The sequence below is a fragment of the Mycolicibacterium tokaiense genome (assembly GCF_010725885.1).
In the GTDB taxonomy this organism is placed as follows: Bacteria; Actinomycetota; Actinomycetes; order Mycobacteriales; family Mycobacteriaceae; genus Mycobacterium; species Mycobacterium tokaiense.
The window spans coordinates 455,678-473,992 of record NZ_AP022600.1 but is presented as its reverse complement, the minus strand read 5'-3'; the positions used below and the strand labels follow the sequence as shown (position 1 = coordinate 473,992).

Below are 18,315 nucleotides of genomic sequence, written 5' to 3'. Positions count from 1 at the left end.
TACTCACCTGTAGAGAACTGAGTTCGCCGCGAAAGCATTCACGGCGCGGCCCGACACAGCGCCACCATTCTGGATGGAGACCAGCCGTTGAGCAGGACGACCACGCGTCGACGCGGTGTGCGCAACCCGGTGTCGCCGGCTCCGCCGGTGACGGCATTCGCCTCGGCCGACCGGCCCCTGGTCGAGCGGGTGATGCCTCTGGTCGACCTGACCCTGGTCCAGGCGGGTGGAGCTGCCGGCCTGACGGCCGCGCTGCTCCTGGACCGCCCGCTTGCGTGGGGAGTGCTGTGCGGAGTGCTTGTCGCACTGGTGCTCGTGGTGCCGGGCGACGGGCGGTCACTCTCGCGGCGGGTGCTTGCGCGGGTGCGCTTCTGGCGGGACCGACGGCGTCGCTCGACGATCACGTGGGCCCCATTCGACCACGAGCAGTCCGACGCCGCGCCCATCGGATTCTCCTGGGACGGCGAGACTCTGACCTCGCTGATCCGTGTTGTCGCGCCGCCGCCGTCGTTGACGGTGCTTCAGCCGGGTCGAGCCGTGACCGGTGACACCGTGCCCGTGGGCGTGCTGGGGGAGTGCCTGCGGCAGTCCGACATCACGCTGGAGGCGATCGACGTGATCAGCCGGGGAGCCCGCTCGGCCGGGGACGGACACCTCGCCGACATGTACGAAGGCCTGCTCGGCCCACTGCCTGCCATCGCCCACCGCGCGGTCTGGGTGGCGGTTCGGCTGGATCCGGCGCGCTGCCCCGAGGCGGTCCGCGCCCGCGGTGGTGGGTGGGACGCGGCGCTGCGCACCGCCGCCGTTGCGACGCGGCGGGTGGCCAACCGGTTGCGTGACGCCGGACAACAGGCCGACACCACCACCGCCTCGGACATGCTCCGCGCGGTCACCGAGCTCACCGGCGCCCTGGATCTCGACTCGGTGCAGGAGAGCTGGTCGGCATGCCATCACGGTCGGCTCGAATTGTCCAGCAGCGGACTCGAACCTGCGCTGTGCACCGCCGATGGGCTCTCGTCACTGTGGACCCTGCCCAGCCGCTCCACCACGGTCACGCTGTCACTGCGCTGCCACCCGCAGCGTGAGGCGGTCGAGGTTCGTGGCATCGTGCGCCTGGACTCACTCGGCCGCCATCGGGGGCGGACGGCGATCGCCGGCCTGCGCCATCTGTTCGGGCGCCAGCACGACGCGCTCGTGTGCGCTTCCCCGCTACCCGCACCGAGACGGCAGGTCGGGCGGTGGCTGACAGTCCCGGGCGAGGGAACTCCAGCCTTGACCGGCCTCGAACTGCCCGCCTCGGGATGCGGTCAGGTGGTCGGCGCCGACGATCTCGGCCACGCGGTCGCGGTGCCGCTCTTCGGGCCCGGCATCACCCGGGTGCAGGTGCACGGCACACTCCACCTGGCTCAACAGGTGATCCTGCGCTCGCTGGCGCTGGGGGCCCGGGTCCGCGTGCACACCCGGCGGCCGGGCGCGTGGCAAGAGATGGTCGACGCGGTGGGCGACGCGGGCCGGCTGCACGCGGTCAGTGCCGAAAGCATTGCGGCTGAACGGGGTCCGCGTCGGGACTACTCGGTGGAGATGTACGACGGGGTGTCCGAGCAGTCGGCGCGCGGAGGAATGACGGTCATCGTGGTCAGCCCCACCCACAGCCCGGTGGCAACGGCCGCCGACGTCCGATTGCAGCTGATAGACGTGGACCGCGACGTCGTGAGGGTGACCACGGCAACCGGTTCGGCCACGGTGACGATGGTGGCCAGTGACCAGGAGATGCGCTTCATCGGGTCGTCACTCGACCAGGACCGGACAGAGAACAGGAGCAGCGATGAGCCAAGAACCAGATAGCCATGGTGGGTGGATGGCGCCGAAGTCGGAGTCGGCCCGTGGGTCCGTCAATCCCGTTGTGCAGAAGATACTCTGGGCCTGCACCGGTGCACTCGGCCTGGCGACGTGGGCAGTGTGCCTGATCGCTGCCGCACCGCAGCACCTGATCGCCACCGGTGCGGTGCTGGCGGGTGCACTTGCGGTCACCGGGCTGTTGCCCGGCCAGCAGGTGCGCGGTTGGCTCGTTGTCGCCGTGGCCGTCTCGGCGTTGGCTGCCGCCGGCACCACGACAGCGACCGCTGTGGGGGCCGGGTGGGTCCTGACCGTGGTGGATGTGCTGACGGCCCTGCAGGTGGTGGTGTCCATCGGTGCTCTCCTGCTCGAACCGCGAGCAGCGGCAGCACCGGAGGATGAGTACGCCGCGTATGCCCGCTATGTGCGCGCCTACCAGGACTACGCGCTCGGCTACGGCGCGCAGGCGACGGTGCAGTACGCCGCCCCGGAGAGCGACGACGCATACGCCACCGGTGACGCCCGCGGCGAGCAGGACGCGTGGGCTTGGTCGCAGGACAAATATGCCCAGTACGTGAGTTCGCCCGCGACGCCTGCCTCGGAGCACCGAGGGCAGGGCGACGGTGGAGTCAGCGTCAGTCACGTTGTGCCGTCGGTGATGCGGGCAGATCGAACCCATCAGGTGCCGGGCCCGGCCGTGGTGGGCTCCACGCCGACCGTCCCCGGCACCTGATGGCCGGCTCGGCCTCGGGTCAGGTTGACGGCAGCGTCGCGGCCAGTGCGGCATAGGCGGACCGGGTCTTGCGGTTGAGCCGCTCGAGCCGGATCTCGCCGCCCTCGGCCAGGTGCTCGTCGTAGGGCACGACAACGACGTTGTCCGCCCGGCTGCGCAGGTACCGGCTCAGCGCTGGGATGTCGATCGAGGTGTCCCCGGCCCACGGTGAGTTGATGACGATGCTCGTGTGCCCCGCCAGGTGGCCGAAACCGTGGTGTTCGAGCCAGTCCAGGGTGGCCAGGGCGCTGCGCGCGGAATCGATTGCCGGGGAGGCGATCACCACCAGCGCAGTGGCGGTGTTCAGCACGCCCTGGATGGCCGAGTGGGTCAGGCCGGTGCCGCAGTCGGTCAGGACCACGTTGTAGAACCGGTCCAGTACGCCGTGGACGGTGAGGTAGTCGGTCTCCGAGAAGGCCTCCGACACCGCTGGATCACGCGCGGAACCCAGGAATTCCAGTCGGCTGGAGTTCTGCGACGTGTGTTGCCGGACGTCGGAGTAGCGGGTGATCGTCCTGCTGGCCAACAGGTCCCGCACGGTCGAGCGAGTCTGGTCCGGTCCACGCTGGGCCAGCGTCCCGAGATCAGGATTGGCATCGACGGCGATCACCCTGTCACCACGCATGGTCGCGATGGAGGAACCCAGGCACACGGTGGTGGTGGTCTTTCCCACCCCGCCTTTCAGGGACAGTACCGCGATGCTGGAAATGCTCTGTGACGCAACCGCAGAGGGAATCTGATCGGAACTGTTGCCGGTGTCGTCGGTGATGCTGACGGTCTCACCCAGCGCCCGGTGCACACCGCTACGCCATCCGTGTGGTGACCGGTGTCGGTCGGGGCGGTGCAGCCCCAGCTCGGTATCCGACGGGGAGTCCCCCGCACGCGGGGCGACAGAGCCCAGATTCCCGGCGGTGAAGCTGGTCGTGAACCGGGGAGACACCTCGGCATGGTCCGGATCGGTCATGAAAAGCCCACTTTCGTGCTGTCGGACGGTCGGCTAGCGCAGGTTGAGGGTCTGCAGGATGTTGCTCAGGGCGCCCTTGACATCACTGGGTTCGAGGCGCACCAGCGCGGTCTCGTCGATCTCGTCCAGTGCCATGCCGTAACTCTCGGTGAGCCGGAACGCGCGTTCCTCCTCGGCGGCCTCGATCACGTTGCGGATGAACCGACCGTTGCCGGCGAGGTCGATGTTCTTACGCACATTGCCCTCGCCGTCGGCGGATGACCCGGAGTACAGTTCGGCGCACGCCGTGACCAGCTCATCGTAGGCCTCCGAGGAGAGCTCTGAGTCCCGCGAACTGGCGATCAGGCGGCCGATGTCACCCAGCTCGTTCGGGGTGTAGGAGGGGAAACGGATACGTTTGGTGAACCGCGACGAGAGCCCCTCGTTGGCCGCCAAGAAACGGTCGATCTCGAAGTCGTAGCCGGCAATGATGACCACCAGGCGGTCGCGGTCGTTCTCCATGCGGGCCAGCAGGGTGTCCACCGCTTCCTTGCCGAAGGCGTCGCCTCCGGACAACCCGGTCTGGATCAGGGTGTAGGCCTCGTCGATGAAGAGCACCCCGCCCAACGCGGAGTCGATGAGTTCGGTGGTCTTGATGGCGGTGCTGCCCAGATGCTGTCCGACGAAGTCCTGCCGCTTGGCCTCGACCACCTTGAGGGATTCGAGTAGGCCCAGACCGCAATAGGTTTGCGCGACGATCCGCGCGATGGTCGTCTTTCCGGTTCCCGGCGGGCCGGTGAAGGCCAGGTGCAGGCTGCTCGACGACGAGCTCAGCCCCTTGTCCCGGCGCAACTTGGCCAGCGTGACACCGGAGCGCAACTTGGCCACCTGCAGCTTGACGTCCGTGAGGCCGACCTGCCGGTCGAGCTCCTCCTGCGCCGCCCGCAGGTGCTGATTGCTGCGCTCGGCGTGTTCCTCGGCGTCGACGTCCGCACTGGTGGGGGCGCTCGCCGGATCCCACTTGTCCCGCCGGGACTCGATGGACTCCTTGGTGCTGATCACCAACCGGAACTTCGGATCCTGCAGGGCGGCGTAGTTGGCCGCGAAATCCGGCTCTTCGCTGTAGATGCGCTCGAAGATGCGGCGCGCCTGGGACTCTTCACCCATCTCGCGCAGGGTGAGGCCCTTGCAGAATTCCGCGGCACGCCGCGCCGCGGGAATCGGTCCGTCGATTGCCTGATCGAGACGGCGGATACCTTCGCTGAACAATCCCATCTGTGCACACGCCGACCCCACCATGAGATGACATCCGGCGGCGATGTAGTCATCGTCGTACTTGGCCGAGTCGGCCAGTGCGGTGAGCACGTCTGGCCAGCGCTGCGTGGTGAAGTGCAGGACCCCGCGAACATAGGCCTGGATCTGGTCGGTCGAAGGATCGGCGGCCGAGCGGCCCGCAGCATTCGCATCGTCGAGGATCTTTTCGGCGGCGCCGTAGTCTCTGCCCTGAATGAGGCTGGCGGCGTAGCCGATTCGGATCTCCGGCAGCGAGCTGAGGGGATAGTCGAGATAGAGTCCGGTTTCGAACCGACCCGCCAGGGAGCGTGGCGGCAGGCCGAGTCGCCGCTGCTCGCGGCCGAGGTTGTGTGCGCATGAGTTCAGGTGGTGGAGCACCTCGGCGGTGTTCTCACCGCAGGTGGCGCGCCCCAGCCAGGCATCACACATGCCCGGGTCGTACTCGGTCGCGCGCCGGAAGGCTGACGCCGCGTACTGCAGGTCCCGTTCGATCTCGAGACCTTCGATGGGAATGCCCAGAGACAACACCCCGGCGTCGAAGACCTGCTGGGCGTCGCGGCTGTCACCACTCATCGGGTCCACATCTCCTTCATGCCAGTCCATCCGTCGCGGCGTCGCCGTCTCCCTGTCAAACGTGGCGAGCGTCGCGAACGTTCATCCGATGTCTCGACACAGCGCGTGAACGCTTTTGAACCGGCGACCGTTTTCAATCCCGTAGATGTTCCCGACGTTGCCTTCGGCAGGCATTTCCGAGAGGAAGTCGAATGTCGCTCTCAGTGACACCTTCAGGGCTCGAGGGGTTTTCGGCCGCCAACTCCGCCGCCGCGCAGTCGGTGGCGGCAGCGGGCTCGGCAGACAATGCTGCGAATCTGGCTTCGGCCACAGCGGCTCTGGGGCCTATCGGCGCGGTCTTCATCGCTGCCTACGGTCCCGCCCAGGCGAACAACTTCGCCGCGACGTTGGCTGTGGCAGAACTGCACGCCGTGATCGCGGCGGCGACGCAGACGGCGAAGAACTCGTTCATCGCCGCGGACAACGGCTGAGCGGGGACCACTTCGATGGCATCCGTGGATGCGGCGTACACCGATCTGCACGGTTACTTGAACGAGCCGGTGCGAGCGCTGCTTTCCCGCTTCCGTCCGGAGGCGCCGGCCGACCCCGCCGATCCGGCACAGTCCGGTGGTCCCGCCGGTTCGCCGCCGCAGCCCCGCGGCGGTGATGTGCCCGGCGGTGGGGACCACCCCGGCGCAGGGTCGGACGATTTTGGTCTGTCCCAGATGATCCAACCGGTCACCGAGGCGCTCAGCAGCCTGGGCTCGGGGGAACTGGGCCAACCCGATCCACGCCAAGCGTTCGACGGCATCGGTGGTGCCCTGGAGTCCGCCGGAAACCAGGTGCAACAGGCGTTGTCCAGCCTGGGGCAGGACTGGCAGGGTGAGGCGGCCACCGCCGCGCAGGCCACCACCAGGGACGCGTTGGCGCAGGGGGCCCAGGTGGCCGATCAGGCTGCGGCGTTGCGTTCGAGCCTCGCCACGGCGACAGCTGCGGTGCAGGACGCGCAGGCACGAATCATCGAGATCATCAACGTGTTCTGGGCGAAGATCGCCGCCATCGGTCCGAACATCATCTTCCCGTGGGGCATCGCCGCGGCCATTGCCGCAGCGACCGAGGCCGTCACGTCCACCAGCGCGGTGATGGCGCAGACCGAGGCAACTCTCGGTGCCGAGGCCGCCGCTGTCACAACAGCCGGTGCACCGGTTGATGTCACGGCGATGCCTGCCCTGGGGTCGGGAGCGAAGGGGCTGGGTCCGTTGATGCAGATGGCGTCCTCGTCGGCGTCACCGGTGATGCAGGCGATCGGTTCGGCATCGAGCGCGGCACCGGACGCGGGCGCACCGGCCGACGCATCGGCTGCCTCGGCTGGTAGGGCGCCGACCTCGGGCACCGCGAGCGGTGGAGCCGCCGGCGGCGGGGCTGCGGGTGCGGCCCGAGGCGGACTGGCGGCCACCGTCACGGCTGCAGCGCCGGCCGGCCGGACGCCCGGTGCGGCAGCTCCGGTGGCGACCGCCGACGCTGCCACCACGGCGCAGGCGAAGCCCGTTGGCGCCGGCGCAGCCGGCGCGCCGATGGGTGGAGCGGGTCCGATGGGCCATCAGGGCAAGGCGGGCGCCGCTGATCACACCGCGGCCGACTATCTGCACACCTCGGACCAAGGCAACGAGATCGTCGGTGATCTGGGCAGTGTCGCCCCACGGGTGATCGGTGAGAAGGACCCACTGGACAGTCCCCAGCTCGGACTGCGGATCAGGTAGGAGGACACACCATGGCAGACAACAACATTCTGCGGATGCAGCCCACGGAGGTCTCGGAGGTCTCCGCGCAGCTGGATGCGCTGGCCGGCCGCGTGGAACAGCTGTTGGACACCGAGACGCCCAACCTGGCGGTGCAGCGGGGCGCGCGTGACGAGGTGTCACAGCGGGTCGCGACCACCCTGAATGCGGTTGGTGAGTCGTTCCAGACCTCGGCCCGCAGCGGTGTCACCGAGATGCGCGAGACGGCCTCGACGCTGCGCTCCCAGGCCGACGACCTCACGCATCTCGACCAGGGCTTCACGGTCTGACCGTCGGCTCTGCTCACCCGGTTCGACCACATCACCCGTCACTCACCGGTCACTCCAGGAAGGAGGTCAGGACATGGGATTCACGAACGTTGCGTGGGAATCTCGCAGCACCGAGCAGCTCGCCCGCGACCTGACCGAGGGGCCCGGTCCCACTCCCGCGGGCCAGGCGGGCGCCAGTTGGGTGCGTGTCGCCAACGAGTTGGCCGCGGTGGCCGAGGACTACCAGAAGCTGGCCGACCAGCTGACAGGTGCGTTCACCAGCGGTGGGGCCGACGCGGTGGTCCGTCGGCTCCATGAGTTCGGCGACTGGCTACAGGCGATGAGTCTCAGCGCGGCCGGCAACGGGCAACGAGCCGAGGAGGCCGCAGTGGCGCACAGCGTCGCGGTTCTGGCCATGCCGACGGTCTCCGAGGCCGTGGAGTTGCAGACGACGCGTGATGTGATGGCGTCCCTGGCCGCCTACAACGGCGCCATCCTCAACGGGCGGTTCGCCGAGTTCGACGAGGCGGCCGACGCCGACCAGGCCAACGCCGCCGCGGTGATGCAGACCTACGAAGACTCCTGCGCGGACCTGGCCGAGCCGTGGGACCAGCCGCCCCCGCCTGAGGTCAGCAGCGGATCGGCGCGCGCCGCCGAGCTCGAGACGCGCGCCGCCGCGGACACCGGAACGGGGGCAGTCGGGACCGGCGGCGGGGTCGCGGTACCCCCGGCCCCGCTCGGAGCCTTCAAGGTCAGGGAGGCGAAAATCACCGGCCAGGAACGGACTTTGGTGGCCGCAGCGGCAAACGGCACCTCGGGAGGCGCCGGAGCCGGCATGGGCGGCATGGGGGGGTACGGCCCGATGGCGGCAGGCGCGGCCCGCGGCGACAATTCGCGCGAACACGAGCCGGCACTGGTCACCGACGCCCTGCCAGGCGGCGGTGAGCGGGCGGCGGGCCTGGCCGACGGTGGCACCAACTGGCTGCCCACCACGGCGACCGCCGAGGCGCCGACGCTGGTGTCGAAGGTGAGTTGGGGCAGTTCGGCGTTCGACAGCCTGGTCGTCCCGTCCGAGCCTGAGGTCCCGGAGCACGCCGGACCGCCGGAATCCACTCTGGAGCAGGTGTCCGAGCACTGGGTCACCCCGCCGGTCATCGGACGCGGATCGGAGAACAGCGCATGACCGGAATCGTCACGCAGATGTGGTCCTTCACCGCAGACGAAGTCAGCGCAGTGACGCTACGCACCACTGGACCCGGATCCCGCATGCCGCTGGGGCTACGGCCGCGCCACGCGACGGTGCAGGCCCGCGACGACGCCCGTAACCGCGCTGTCCACACCCTCACCCGGCGCGGTGTCATCGCCGACGGCGTGGTCGAGCCCGAGGTCGCCACGGTGTTCGGTGCGCTGCAACGGCCCGACCGCGAGCTGATGATGCGGTGGGTGACCCCGGACGGAATCGGGCGTTTCAGCGTCGTCCGTCGGGGTTCGCTGTGTGTGGGCGCCCGGCGGTTGGGTGAGCAACTCGACGTGCGGGTGCTGGGCAGTAACGTCACGCTGTCCGATTCGACAGCAACACTGCTGGGCGAGCTGCCGAAATCCGGCCCGGCGGCGATCGAGCCGATCGGTGCTCCGCTGTCGGAGATGTCCGAGGCACTGTCGGTCAGCCACGATCCACTGGTGCTTGCCGATCGGATCAGGGCGTTGGGTACATCCCAACGTGCCGCGGCGTTGCTGGGCGCCACGTTGGGAGCGCGCCGGGCCTTCGCCGAGATCGTCTACAACGCGTTGGTCGACGGCGACGATCTGACCGTCCGTGCGCCCGCAGCCGTCGCCGTCCTGTACACGACGCGAGGGCGCGTGATGGCCGTACCCAGCACGTCACCGTCCGGGCAACTGTGGTCGACGCTCAAGCCGGGAACCGATCAGGTATTCGGTCAGGCCATCAGCCAGCTCGCCGAACTCTCTGGACACCGATGGGAGGGGGTAGCCGGATCCATATAGGAAGAGTTGTTTGTTGCCAATGACTTTCAGAGATGACCAGGAAGGAAGATCCATACATGACCGTATCACTCACCCCGGCGGAGGCCGAGGCGAAAATCCAGCAGATCCAGGAGGCCCGCGCACAGGCTGTCCAGAAGCTGAACCAGATCAGCGACGCGCAGGAGCAGATGCTCTCGGCGAACTGGCAGGGCAGCAGCGCCACCACCTACCGGCAGACCTCGGCCGCACAGCGTGAGGAGTTCGACGACATCATCCGGTCGCTCGACCACACCGTCGAGAAGGGCTCGGAGCATCTGCGAGCCGTCGCGAACATGGACAACGGCTAAGAGACAGGGACGAACATGGCAGAAAACATTCTCTACAACTTCGGCGCCAATGCCGGCTCGCTGACCGACATCAACGGGATGCTGAACAACATCCAGGAAGTGCGCCAGGACATCGGCACGATCTTCACCACGTTGATGGGCGTGTACGAGGGTGAGGGCGCCGCTGCACTGAGCGCCGCGCACCAGAAGATCGATCAGATGTTGGACGAAGCGGTGAACACCACCGTGAACACCCAGAAGCAGGCCCAGGATCAGCAGGACGCGATGCAGTCCCTGGACAGGGCGAACGCCGCGTCATTCTGACCCGAAGCGTGGGGCCGGGACCTCTGAACAGGTCCCGGCCCCACGGCCCCGCCACCCTCACGCAGGAAAGGTCAAGCGTTGCAGAACAACTGGCTCGACAGCATGAACGGCCTCACCGACGTGGCCAAACACGGGGAACCGGACCTCAAGCTCACGACGGAGGTGCGCGATGCCTACATCAAAGCCGTTCACGATCTCCGCGATCTCCTCAACGAGCAACTCAAGAAGATCAATGCGCTGCCCGGTTACGGCGAACCGGGGGACCTCCAGTCGGCATTGCAGACCAAAACCAACCTCCAGCACGGCATCAACGACCTGAAGCGCGTGATCGGCGAGTACACCAAGTACCTCGATGCCTTCGCCGACACGGTCACAGAGGCAGGCAAGCGCCTCATCCACTCGGGTTAGTCCCCGCGGGCGCCAGCCCGCTTGTCCAGACCCAAAAGACGGGCTCCCGGCGAACCGTCCACCATTGTCCCCACCTCCAGAATTGGAATCCTCATGCCTGTGACACACCCCAAGAATGGCGAAAAGTGGCCTGGCACTGACACCTATTACTGGGACCCCGGCAAGGCACCCGGGGAGCCCGGCTTCGTGGCTCCTGAAGGCTGGGTGGATCCCGGAGGGGACAAGAAGACCCCACCTGCCAAGTCATTCGATGACTACAAGCGCGACCACGTCGACGGCAAGATCAAGGACAACAACGGCGATCCGCGTCACGGCGGAGGCAACAACAAGCCGGATGCCACCCTCGGCGAGTTGAGCGGCAACGACGCACGAGTGCAGGCAGCGCCGGTGGTTCTGGAGAATTTCGACGGCATGGATTACGAGACGATCCGCAACCGCATGATGAATGTGTCAGAGAACATCGCTCCCGGTTACAACGACACCCTGCGCGGCGTCGCGCAACAGATCGTCAAGGGCGTGTCGGACCTGCAGAGCCGTCTCGAGACTTTGGAGAGCGACGGCGGGTGGAAGGGCAAAACCCACGATGCGGCGATGGCCAACCTCACGCAGTCCTACGCGGTCCCCGAAGAACTCCGCAAGGGTGCGTTCTCGCTGGGAGTTCTGAGCGAGTACTACTCGCAGACCATGTCGACCAACAAACACAACATCCTCGACCAGTGGCAGACCTATCAGGATTGCTTGTCGTACTACCCGAACGAAACCGACACCGTCAAACAGTATTTCAACAACTTCGCCCGCGATGTCATGAAGAACTACTACTCACCCCAGATCAACGACATCGCCAGTCATCAGCCGGCGTTGGATGCCGAGGAAACCCCGGAGGTCGGGGATGCATTCGGCGACGACAACAACGGTGGCAACAACAACGGGGGCGGCAACAACGGCGGTGGCAACAATTACGGGGGCGGTAACGAGGGCGGCGGGAATCACGGTGGCGGCAACAACGGTGGCGGTAATGAAGGTGGCGGTAACAATGGCGGCGGGAGCAAGGGTTCGCCCCCTCCGTTCACGCCGCCGCCTTTCTCGCCGCCCAATCTGAGCGCCAACGAGCCCACCGGCGGATCGGGTGGTGGTGGATCACCCACGGGGGGAGCGTCCGGTGGCGAGAACACACCCGGGCAATCGTTCAACCCGCCGAAACTCGAACTCCCGAAGCCGCCTTCGGAAACCGGGGATGGGCCCGGCAGCGGATCGCCCACCGACACCGACACGCCCGGTGGCGGCCCTCCGTCCATGCCCGGTCTCGGGGCGAATGCACCGCGGCCACCTGATCTCGATGGTATCGACGATCCGTCGATACCGGGGGGAGCTCCCGGTTCGCGCCCCACCTTCGACCCGTCGAAGGTTCTCGACGACCCGAAGTCGGTCGACGCGGCGAAGAAGCTCTTCGACGACCCGAAGACGGCGGAGGCGGCCAAGAAGATCTTCGGGGATCCCAAGCTCGCCGAGGCGGCGAAAACCCTCTTCGGGGACCGAGCCGAGGGTCTGCTGGGCGATCCGAAAGCGCTCGACGCAGCCGCGACCCTGTTCGGCGATCCCGAGGCAGCCGACGCGGCCAAGGCCTTGTTCGGTGATCCCCAGACCGCGAAGGCCGCCCAACAGTTGCTCGACGATCCCCAGGTGGGTGATATCACCAAGGGCCTCAAAGACTCCGGTGCCCTGGACGGGAGGGTACCGCCGGAGTTCGACCCCGCGGACGGAACGAAAGCGGCGGACCCCCACCGTAGTCTGCTGAGCCAACCCGGACTGAACAACGCCAGCGCAGTTCCCGGCCTGTCCGCGACCGGCGGCGGGTCCGACGGTCTCGGCGGCCTGATCGGAGCGGTATTCGATGGCGTCAATCAGATCGTGCAGACCGCCCAACAGGGGGCCAACCCACAACCCGGCGGATTCGGTGGCGGAGTGGGGGGCGACGGCCCCATCGGCGGGCCGGCCGACCGAGCCGGCGGACCCGGGTCGGGGGCCGGAAGCGGGGGTGGTGGCGCCGCCGGACCGGGCAAGCTGAACCTGGCAGGCGCCGGCGCACCGGTCGCGGCCAACTTCGCCACCCCCGCGCACCCCTTTGCCTCCAACGCGATGGCGGACCCAACGCAGTCGGGATCCGGCGCCGGTGGAGCCCCGATGGGTGGCGGCGGCCCCGGAAGCGGCGGCAAGGGTGGCGAGGGCAAAGATCACAAGGGCAACAAAGCGCTTCGCGGCAGCCAGCACGGGCAGGATCTGATCGGTCAACCTGACGCTGTGGTCTCGGTCATCGGGGACGGCGGCGACGTAGATACACCCGGATGGAGCGTGGACACCTGATGGGTAATGCAGTACCCGTGGCGGCGGCGCGACGCGAGATCGGGTCGCTGGACCTGCTCGACCTGCTGCTCATCAACCAACGTCACGGCAGCGACTCTCTGCCGTATCCGTTCATGCTGACGCGGCCCACCCGTTTCGAATTCGTCGACGAGATGGCCGGGTACGCAGCGCAGTTGCCGGAACGTCTGCACTCGGGTGACCTGGGCCCCTATGCCCGGTGCCTGGAGGCATGGGCGCGTGCGGATGTCACCGTCGCCGGGCATGTCCAGTACATCCCCGCAGACACCCCGAGTATTCGCGTCCTGGCCTTTCGCACCGGTCAAGCAGGATACCTGCTGCAGCAACGGGCCGAGGCCGACCTCGCCGATGTGTACGCGGTCTCCCCGTTCGAGTTGGGTGCGGCCGTCGCGAACGCCGTGTGCCTCGAGCAGCCCGGACGTCATCGGCGTATAACCATTCCGGAGTACGCAACCGCGCCAACGGCGTTCATGAACAACGACCACGTCGTGGTGCGCCATGAGGTGTTCGCAACGTCCGGGGTCGAGGTGTCGGCATCCAGGATGTCGGCCTATGGAAAGGTGCAGAGCACCTGGCGACCCCCTGGAGAGTGGGGCATCGACCCCGGCAAGGAGTCGCTCACCTGGATGCGGATCAGAGACGACGGTGATTATCTGGGCGTGCCTGACCACAGTGGCGGCATTCCCCTGACCGTCGCTCTCCTGTGCGAGCGCATCGACGCACTGATTGCCGACGACATCGAGACGCTGCGCGAGAACCGCGGAGAATGACAACGCCTCGCGTCGACGCGCGAACGATCCTCTCTGCACACGCGTTTGAAGAGTTGAGAACCGATTGCAGACAGACCCGGAAGGCTGGACGTGGACAACGATTCGATGCGGAATGAGTTCGGTCAGGTGCTGGCCCTGGTGCAGGAACAGATGCGGGACCTGTCCGACATCCAACAGAAGAGATCGGTGATGACGGCGACGGCCACTGCCGCCGACGGCATGGTCGAGGTGACCCTGAACGCAGCGCGGACGGTCGTGAAGACCGTCGTGGACGAGGCATATCTGGATGATCACGATCTCGCCGAACTCGGTTCGCACGTGACCAATGCAGCACAGGCGGCGGCCCGTCAGATGGATCAACGCTCCGAGGCCCTGCTGGCACCGATGAACGAGCGACGTAAGGCTGTGTCGGACATTGCAGGCAACGTCATCGATCTACCGGGGTTCCGCGAGGCGTTGGCTGCGGTGCGTGCAATGGGTGAATCGCCCCAATCGCAACCGAAGTCGACCGACCACTCGGGCGATGACGGTTCGTCCTTTCCCACGATCAAGAGTTGATCGATGCCGGAATTCGGTGTCCGACCTGACGAGTTGCGCTCCACAGCCGATGATCTCGCGGATGTGAGCTCCCGGATGAAGGGGGTGATGTCCCGGCTGTCACTCAATTTGGCCGCTGAAGGGGCGCCGTGGGGTGATGACGACAGCGGCCGCAAATTTCGCCACGGCGACAACAACAACGGGTACGAATCGCAGCGGGACTGGGTGGAAGGGTCGGTGGATGTCAAGGCTCAGTTGCTCGACCAGTACTCCGAGGGCCTGCGAACCGGCGCGAACACCCTCGAGCAGACGGATGACATCTAGCTGCGCGGTCCCGTCGGCGCAATCGTGGTCCGAGGGCGCCTGAATCGTCATGTCCATCGACATTCCTCCCTCACTGCAGTGGATCTCATACCTCGCAGGCAGCAAGTGGCCTCAGGGCGATGAGGACGGTCTGTGGCGCATCGGTGAGCACTGGAAGGCCTCGGCCTCGGAGATGTCGGACCTGATTCCCGATTTGAACCGAGTCCGCAGCGCAACCATGTCGGTCATCACGGGGGAGACCGCCGCCACCGCCGAGGAGGAGTTCGCCAAGCTCTTCGACGGGGAATACTCGGTGGACAAGCTGGTCGAAGCGATGGAGGCGCTGGGCGAGACGGCGCGTGCGGCCGGCACCCAGATAGAGGCCTCCAAAATCGAGATCCTGGTTGGATTGGCCATGGCGGCAGCGGAGATCTTGTACGCGATCGCGATGGCGCCGTGGACATTCGGTGGCTCTCTGGCGTGGATACCCGTCATCGAGGTGCTCACCTTGGCGGCTATCCGCATGCTGTTCAGTCAATTGATGCGCGCGTTGGTGCGCAAGGTGATCGAGGCCCTGACCAAGACCGCCGTGTCCCGTCTGCTCGGTCAGGTTGCGACACAGAGTGCGCAGGAGATCGCCGAAGAGCTCATCATCAACTTGTCCATCCAGAAGTACCAGATCGACCAGGGGCACAAGGACGAGATCGACTGGGACGACGTCGGTGACGCGGCCAAGGGCGCAGCTGCGGGTGGGGCGGCGGCCGGGGCGTTTCACGGCCCGGCGTTCGGAGCGTTGGGTGGCAAACACGGCGGCAGCGGAATCGGTAACGCCGCCGCAGGTGCCGGGGCTTCCTACGGAGCTGAAGTCGTGGCCGGCACCGTCGGCGCCGTGGCCGTGGGTGGCAACCTGGATGCCGGCGAGATCTTCGCCGGCGGAGCCCTGGGCGCGGTCTCGGGCGGCATCGAGAGCTCGCACGGCGGAAAGAACTCCGCCGCGGAGAATGCTCCGATCGATCCGGACGCGGGCAAGAGCCATGCCTTCGATTCCGATGGCAAGGGTCCAGACGGCAAGGGGCCGGAGGCCAAGGTTTCTGGTGAATCCGACCCCTCCGACGTACCGCCTCCGTATGCCAAGGACGATCCCAGCGGGTCGCCCCCGCGCTACGACCAACTCGGCACCAACAACCCTGCCAATTCGCCCTCAGCGACAGCGGACGGTTCGACGAGCACACCTCCGCCTGCCGATACACCCCAGACCCGCGACAACCCGTCTACGGTGCATGGCGGTGGCGAAGGTCAGCAACGGCCCGGCTCGCAGCCGTCGCCGGGCAGCCAGACGGGCGCGCCGAGCAATCCGCAAACGGCCGAGGGAAGCGGGCGTGCCGACCAGTCGGCGTCTCAGCAGGAGTCCAGTGGTGCCCAGGCTCAACAGTCTGGTTTTCAATCGAATTCGTCATCGCAGCACACGGACGAGCGCGGCGTCCATTCTTCGCCGCAGGGCACATCGGCTGAACACACGGGCAATCACACCGTGTCACCGCAGACGGCGGGTCAGAACGGCCTGAACCTCGGCGTGAGCGACTCCGGTGACGCCACCGTGAGCAGTCCCGGAGACGCCGCGGTGCATCTCGTCGGCGACCCCGGTGACTCGACCCGGAGCCAGCACGATTCCCAGCCTGGCCACACGTCGAGCCCGGGACCTGATCAGCGGCAACCGGGCACCTCCTCGGCGCCGCTCACAACGGATGCCACTGCGGCGTCGCCTGATGCACAATCGACGCCTCCCGCCTCAACGGAGCGCTCGACGGTCGATCAGGGTGCCTCGACCGACGAGGGTTCGCCGTCGAACTCTTCGCCTGTTACCGATGCACCTCCGCCGCAGAGCGATTCACAGCTTCCCGTTACGTCGCTGGACGGTGCCGCCCCGCGCGCCGGGTCGACGTCAACCGACCTGGGCGGCAGTACGAGTCAGGTGACGTCGCCTGCTGCCGAGTCCGTGGTCGGAACACCACCGCCCACGGCCACCTCTGCTACGACACCACTCGGCGTCACCCCACCACCGGCAACCACACCGAGCGTGGCGGCCACTCCGAGCCCCGCCACACCGCCCACTGCAACGTCGCCTTCGTCTGCATCGACACCCTCACCCTCCTCCACCCCTGTTGGGGCGGCCAACCACAGCGGTGCGGCCAACGCTGCCGCCACCGCGAATCAGAGCAGTGCCGCGAATCAGAGCGGTACCGCGAATCAGGGCAGTGCTTCGAACCAGAGCAGTACCGCCAATCCTGGCTCGCCGGCTAAAGCATCGCTCGCAGGGCCGGGTGCGTCGGTGAACTCAGCACCTACGGCTGTGTCGAGCGTGGCAACCAGTGCGGCCTCCCCAGCGACATCACGCACGACGGCCGACGAACAACCTCAGGTCGTCGTCGGTCTGGTGGGTGGGTCCACACCCCCGCAGGCTGTCACACCCCCCAAGCCGGAATCTCGCCGCACGTCGACAGCGGCGCAACATAAATCGAATGTTGATGTGCCCGACGACGAAACATGGCGCCACAGTTCCGACGCGACGGCGGACTGGTTCGACCCGGTGGAACCGACGCCGCGCGAACACATCGACGCCCAGCGTGCGGATGTGTTCGTTCAGACCGTGGACACCGAAGTCGCGAATGTGCTTTCCGACAGCACACCCACTCGCATGCCGACCCCGCACACCACCCTGATCCGGTATGACCTGCGGCGTATCGAGGTGGCTCCCGACAAGTTCGTGCAGGAATACACGGTGAAGCTGAGTCTGTCGCTGGAGCACGACCCCGCTCTCGGGCCTGACACTCTGGCCGACGTGCAGCGCAAGGCCGAAGCCGGGGTCGACAGGCTGCTGAACCGAGGTCACCGCCTGCCCAGCGGGGACGAGTTCCGCGTCCGTGTCGAGTTCACCGGCACGGGCGCCCACGCCGCAGTGCGCGTGGGCAATTTCGACGAGACCACACAGACCTCGTGGCATCCGGATGCCACCGAGAATGTTCTGGCCCACGAGATCCTGCACTACCTCGGGGTGCCCGATGAAGGGCTTGATCCGAGGATCGCGCTACGTCGGCGTACCCGGAACACCGGGGTGCACGACGGGGACGGTGGAATGATGGCGTCGGACGTGCTGGGTCACGATCCGCGTCTGCGCCCGCGACACCTGTGGATGGTGGAACGCACTGCCAACAGCCAGCTTTCGATCCCCCCGCGGTGGCTCACGACGGCCGACAACGCGCGTACATCCGCCGCGCCAAGGCAGTTCGACCCCGACGACCAGCCTCGGGAAACGTCACGCGCACCGAAGGGTGATAACCCCGACGACACAGACGGCGACGGGTGGGTGAGGGATACCGACGGCGTTCTGCACTGGGGCCGCTACGGCGCCGCGGGCCTGCTCCTGCGGGCGTGGGGCCACGACGGTGCACCCATGGTGCTGTTGCAACAACGTGCGCAGTGGTCCGACCAGGGTGGCACCTGGGGGCTGCCCGGTGGAGCCAGGAACCGCGACGAAACCGTGGAGCAGGCGGCACTGCGCGAGACACAGGAAGAAGCGGGCGTGCCGGCCGACCGGATCACGGTGCGCGCGCACGCCGTCACCGCTACGGCACCGGGGATCGACTGGACCTATTCAACCGTGGTCGCCGATGTCCCGTATCCGATGAGGGCCACGTCGAACGGTGAGGGCAGGTTGCGCTGGGTGCGCATCGACGAGGTGGCAGACCTGCCGCTGCACCCGGGGTTGGCGGCCAGCTGGGACGATGTTCGCGCGCAGATGGAGGCCAGTCCCATGCCGCCTCCGCGACCCAGTCCTCAGATCG

Annotated in this window: 19 protein-coding genes and 2 pseudogenes; 16 read left to right on the top strand and 5 right to left on the bottom strand. The window is 67.2% G+C overall.

Annotated elements, in window-relative coordinates; genetic code table 11:
* Positions 1–87: 87 nt before the first annotated feature.
* Both eccE and G6N58_RS02200 read left to right on the top strand, forming a co-directional pair.
* Positions 88–1,845 (top strand): type VII secretion protein EccE, encoded by a 1,758-nt coding sequence (eccE, locus tag G6N58_RS02205; RefSeq protein ID WP_232067697.1) that lies wholly within the window; start codon positions 88–90, stop codon positions 1,843–1,845.
* A gap of 58 nt (positions 1,846–1,903) precedes the next feature.
* Positions 1,904–2,569 (top strand): DUF5336 domain-containing protein, encoded by a 666-nt coding sequence (locus G6N58_RS02200; RefSeq protein WP_147289384.1) that lies wholly within the window; start codon positions 1,904–1,906, stop codon positions 2,567–2,569.
* Between the two features lie 19 nt (positions 2,570–2,588).
* On the opposite strand, the gene G6N58_RS02195 is transcribed toward G6N58_RS02200, so the two are convergent.
* Entirely contained in the window at positions 2,589–3,572 is a 984-nt protein-coding gene (locus tag G6N58_RS02195) for a MinD/ParA family ATP-binding protein (protein ID WP_115279908.1), read from the bottom strand.
* A gap of 33 nt (positions 3,573–3,605) precedes the next feature.
* On the bottom strand, positions 3,606–5,417 hold the full coding sequence (gene eccA, locus G6N58_RS02190; RefSeq protein ID WP_115281880.1) for a type VII secretion AAA-ATPase EccA: 1,812 nt from the start codon (positions 5,415–5,417) through the stop codon (positions 3,606–3,608).
* A gap of 191 nt (positions 5,418–5,608) precedes the next feature.
* On the opposite strand from eccA, the gene G6N58_RS02185 reads away from it, so the two are divergent.
* From G6N58_RS02185 to G6N58_RS31385, 13 genes and pseudogenes are all read left to right on the top strand, one after another.
* Positions 5,609–5,887 carry a hypothetical protein gene (locus G6N58_RS02185; RefSeq protein WP_115279909.1) on the top strand — a complete coding sequence of 93 codons (279 nt, stop codon included), beginning with the start codon at positions 5,609–5,611 and terminating at the stop codon, positions 5,885–5,887.
* Between the two features lie 15 nt (positions 5,888–5,902).
* Entirely contained in the window at positions 5,903–7,156 is a 1,254-nt protein-coding gene (locus G6N58_RS02180; RefSeq protein ID WP_147289385.1) for a WXG100 family type VII secretion target, read from the top strand.
* 11 nt (positions 7,157–7,167) lie between these two features.
* Positions 7,168–7,464, top strand: coding sequence for a PE domain-containing protein (locus G6N58_RS02175; protein WP_115279911.1), 297 nt, complete (start codon positions 7,168–7,170; stop codon positions 7,462–7,464).
* Between the two features lie 73 nt (positions 7,465–7,537).
* Positions 7,538–8,626 carry a PPE domain-containing protein gene (locus tag G6N58_RS02170; protein WP_115279912.1) on the top strand — a complete coding sequence of 363 codons (1,089 nt, stop codon included), beginning with the start codon at positions 7,538–7,540 and terminating at the stop codon, positions 8,624–8,626.
* On the top strand, positions 8,623–9,447 hold the full coding sequence (locus tag G6N58_RS02165) for an ESX secretion-associated protein EspG (protein WP_115279913.1): 825 nt from the start codon (positions 8,623–8,625) through the stop codon (positions 9,445–9,447). The genes G6N58_RS02170 and G6N58_RS02165 overlap by 4 nt, the downstream gene beginning before the upstream one ends.
* 56 nt (positions 9,448–9,503) lie before the next feature.
* Positions 9,504–9,773, top strand: a complete 270-nt coding sequence (locus tag G6N58_RS02160; protein ID WP_163907838.1) for a WXG100 family type VII secretion target — start codon at positions 9,504–9,506, stop codon at positions 9,771–9,773.
* Between the two features lie 15 nt (positions 9,774–9,788).
* A complete protein-coding gene (locus G6N58_RS02155) occupies positions 9,789–10,076 on the top strand; it encodes a hypothetical protein (protein ID WP_115279915.1) in 288 nt (95 codons plus the stop codon).
* 78 nt (positions 10,077–10,154) lie between these two features.
* Complete coding sequence (locus G6N58_RS02150; protein WP_147289386.1) at positions 10,155–10,484, top strand: hypothetical protein; 330 nt, start codon at positions 10,155–10,157, stop codon at positions 10,482–10,484.
* 99 nt (positions 10,485–10,583) lie between these two features.
* Complete coding sequence (locus G6N58_RS02145; protein WP_147289387.1) at positions 10,584–12,845, top strand: HEAT repeat domain-containing protein; 2,262 nt, start codon at positions 10,584–10,586, stop codon at positions 12,843–12,845.
* Entirely contained in the window at positions 12,845–13,633 is a 789-nt protein-coding gene (locus G6N58_RS02140) for an ESX secretion-associated protein EspG (protein ID WP_147289388.1), read from the top strand. Before G6N58_RS02145 ends, G6N58_RS02140 begins: the two co-directional genes overlap by 1 nt.
* A 90-nt stretch (positions 13,634–13,723) precedes the next feature.
* Positions 13,724–14,191, top strand: coding sequence for a YbaB/EbfC family nucleoid-associated protein (locus G6N58_RS02135; RefSeq protein WP_115279919.1), 468 nt, complete (start codon positions 13,724–13,726; stop codon positions 14,189–14,191).
* Positions 14,192–14,194: 3 nt separating this feature from the next.
* Positions 14,195–14,494 carry a WXG100 family type VII secretion target gene (locus G6N58_RS02130; protein WP_115279920.1) on the top strand — a complete coding sequence of 100 codons (300 nt, stop codon included), beginning with the start codon at positions 14,195–14,197 and terminating at the stop codon, positions 14,492–14,494.
* A gap of 49 nt (positions 14,495–14,543) precedes the next feature.
* Positions 14,544–14,897 (top strand): annotated as a pseudogene (locus G6N58_RS31385) (WXG100-like domain-containing protein); the annotation flags it as partial.
* Positions 14,898–16,007: 1,110 nt separating this feature from the next.
* Here G6N58_RS31385 and G6N58_RS02120 read toward each other — a convergent pair.
* The gene (locus tag G6N58_RS02120; RefSeq protein ID WP_163907769.1) at positions 16,008–16,157 is read right to left on the bottom strand and encodes a hypothetical protein; all 150 of its coding nucleotides are present in this window, start codon (positions 16,155–16,157) and stop codon (positions 16,008–16,010) included.
* 284 nt (positions 16,158–16,441) lie between these two features.
* Positions 16,442–16,678, bottom strand: a complete 237-nt coding sequence (locus tag G6N58_RS02115; RefSeq protein ID WP_163907767.1) for a hypothetical protein — start codon at positions 16,676–16,678, stop codon at positions 16,442–16,444.
* Positions 16,679–17,168: 490 nt separating this feature from the next.
* Between G6N58_RS02115 and G6N58_RS31160 the strand changes: the two are divergent.
* Positions 17,169–18,176: pseudogene (locus tag G6N58_RS31160) on the top strand (NUDIX domain-containing protein); the annotation flags it as partial.
* On the opposite strand, the gene G6N58_RS30670 reads toward G6N58_RS31160, so the two are convergent.
* The gene (locus G6N58_RS30670; protein ID WP_232068179.1) at positions 18,122–18,286 is read right to left on the bottom strand and encodes a hypothetical protein; all 165 of its coding nucleotides are present in this window, start codon (positions 18,284–18,286) and stop codon (positions 18,122–18,124) included. The pseudogene G6N58_RS31160 and the gene G6N58_RS30670 sit on opposite strands and share 55 nt — an antisense overlap.
* Between the last annotated feature and the right edge of the window lie 29 nt (positions 18,287–18,315).

Coding starts and splice junctions, on each gene's coding strand:
- G6N58_RS02195 (WP_115279908.1), bottom strand. CDS start 3,572: ATGACCGATCCGGACCATGCCGAGGTGTCTCCCCGGTTCACGACCAGC.
- eccA (WP_115281880.1), bottom strand. CDS start 5,417: ATGAGTGGTGACAGCCGCGACGCCCAGCAGGTCTTCGACGCCGGGGTG.
- G6N58_RS02185 (WP_115279909.1), top strand. CDS start 5,609: ATGTCGCTCTCAGTGACACCTTCAGGGCTCGAGGGGTTTTCGGCCGCC.
- G6N58_RS02180 (WP_147289385.1), top strand. CDS start 5,903: ATGGCATCCGTGGATGCGGCGTACACCGATCTGCACGGTTACTTGAAC.
- G6N58_RS02175 (WP_115279911.1), top strand. CDS start 7,168: ATGGCAGACAACAACATTCTGCGGATGCAGCCCACGGAGGTCTCGGAG.
- G6N58_RS02170 (WP_115279912.1), top strand. CDS start 7,538: ATGGGATTCACGAACGTTGCGTGGGAATCTCGCAGCACCGAGCAGCTC.
- G6N58_RS02165 (WP_115279913.1), top strand. CDS start 8,623: ATGACCGGAATCGTCACGCAGATGTGGTCCTTCACCGCAGACGAAGTC.
- G6N58_RS02160 (WP_163907838.1), top strand. CDS start 9,504: ATGACCGTATCACTCACCCCGGCGGAGGCCGAGGCGAAAATCCAGCAG.
- G6N58_RS02155 (WP_115279915.1), top strand. CDS start 9,789: ATGGCAGAAAACATTCTCTACAACTTCGGCGCCAATGCCGGCTCGCTG.
- G6N58_RS02140 (WP_147289388.1), top strand. CDS start 12,845: ATGGGTAATGCAGTACCCGTGGCGGCGGCGCGACGCGAGATCGGGTCG.
- G6N58_RS02130 (WP_115279920.1), top strand. CDS start 14,195: ATGCCGGAATTCGGTGTCCGACCTGACGAGTTGCGCTCCACAGCCGAT.
- G6N58_RS30670 (WP_232068179.1), bottom strand. CDS start 18,286: ATGGGACTGGCCTCCATCTGCGCGCGAACATCGTCCCAGCTGGCCGCC.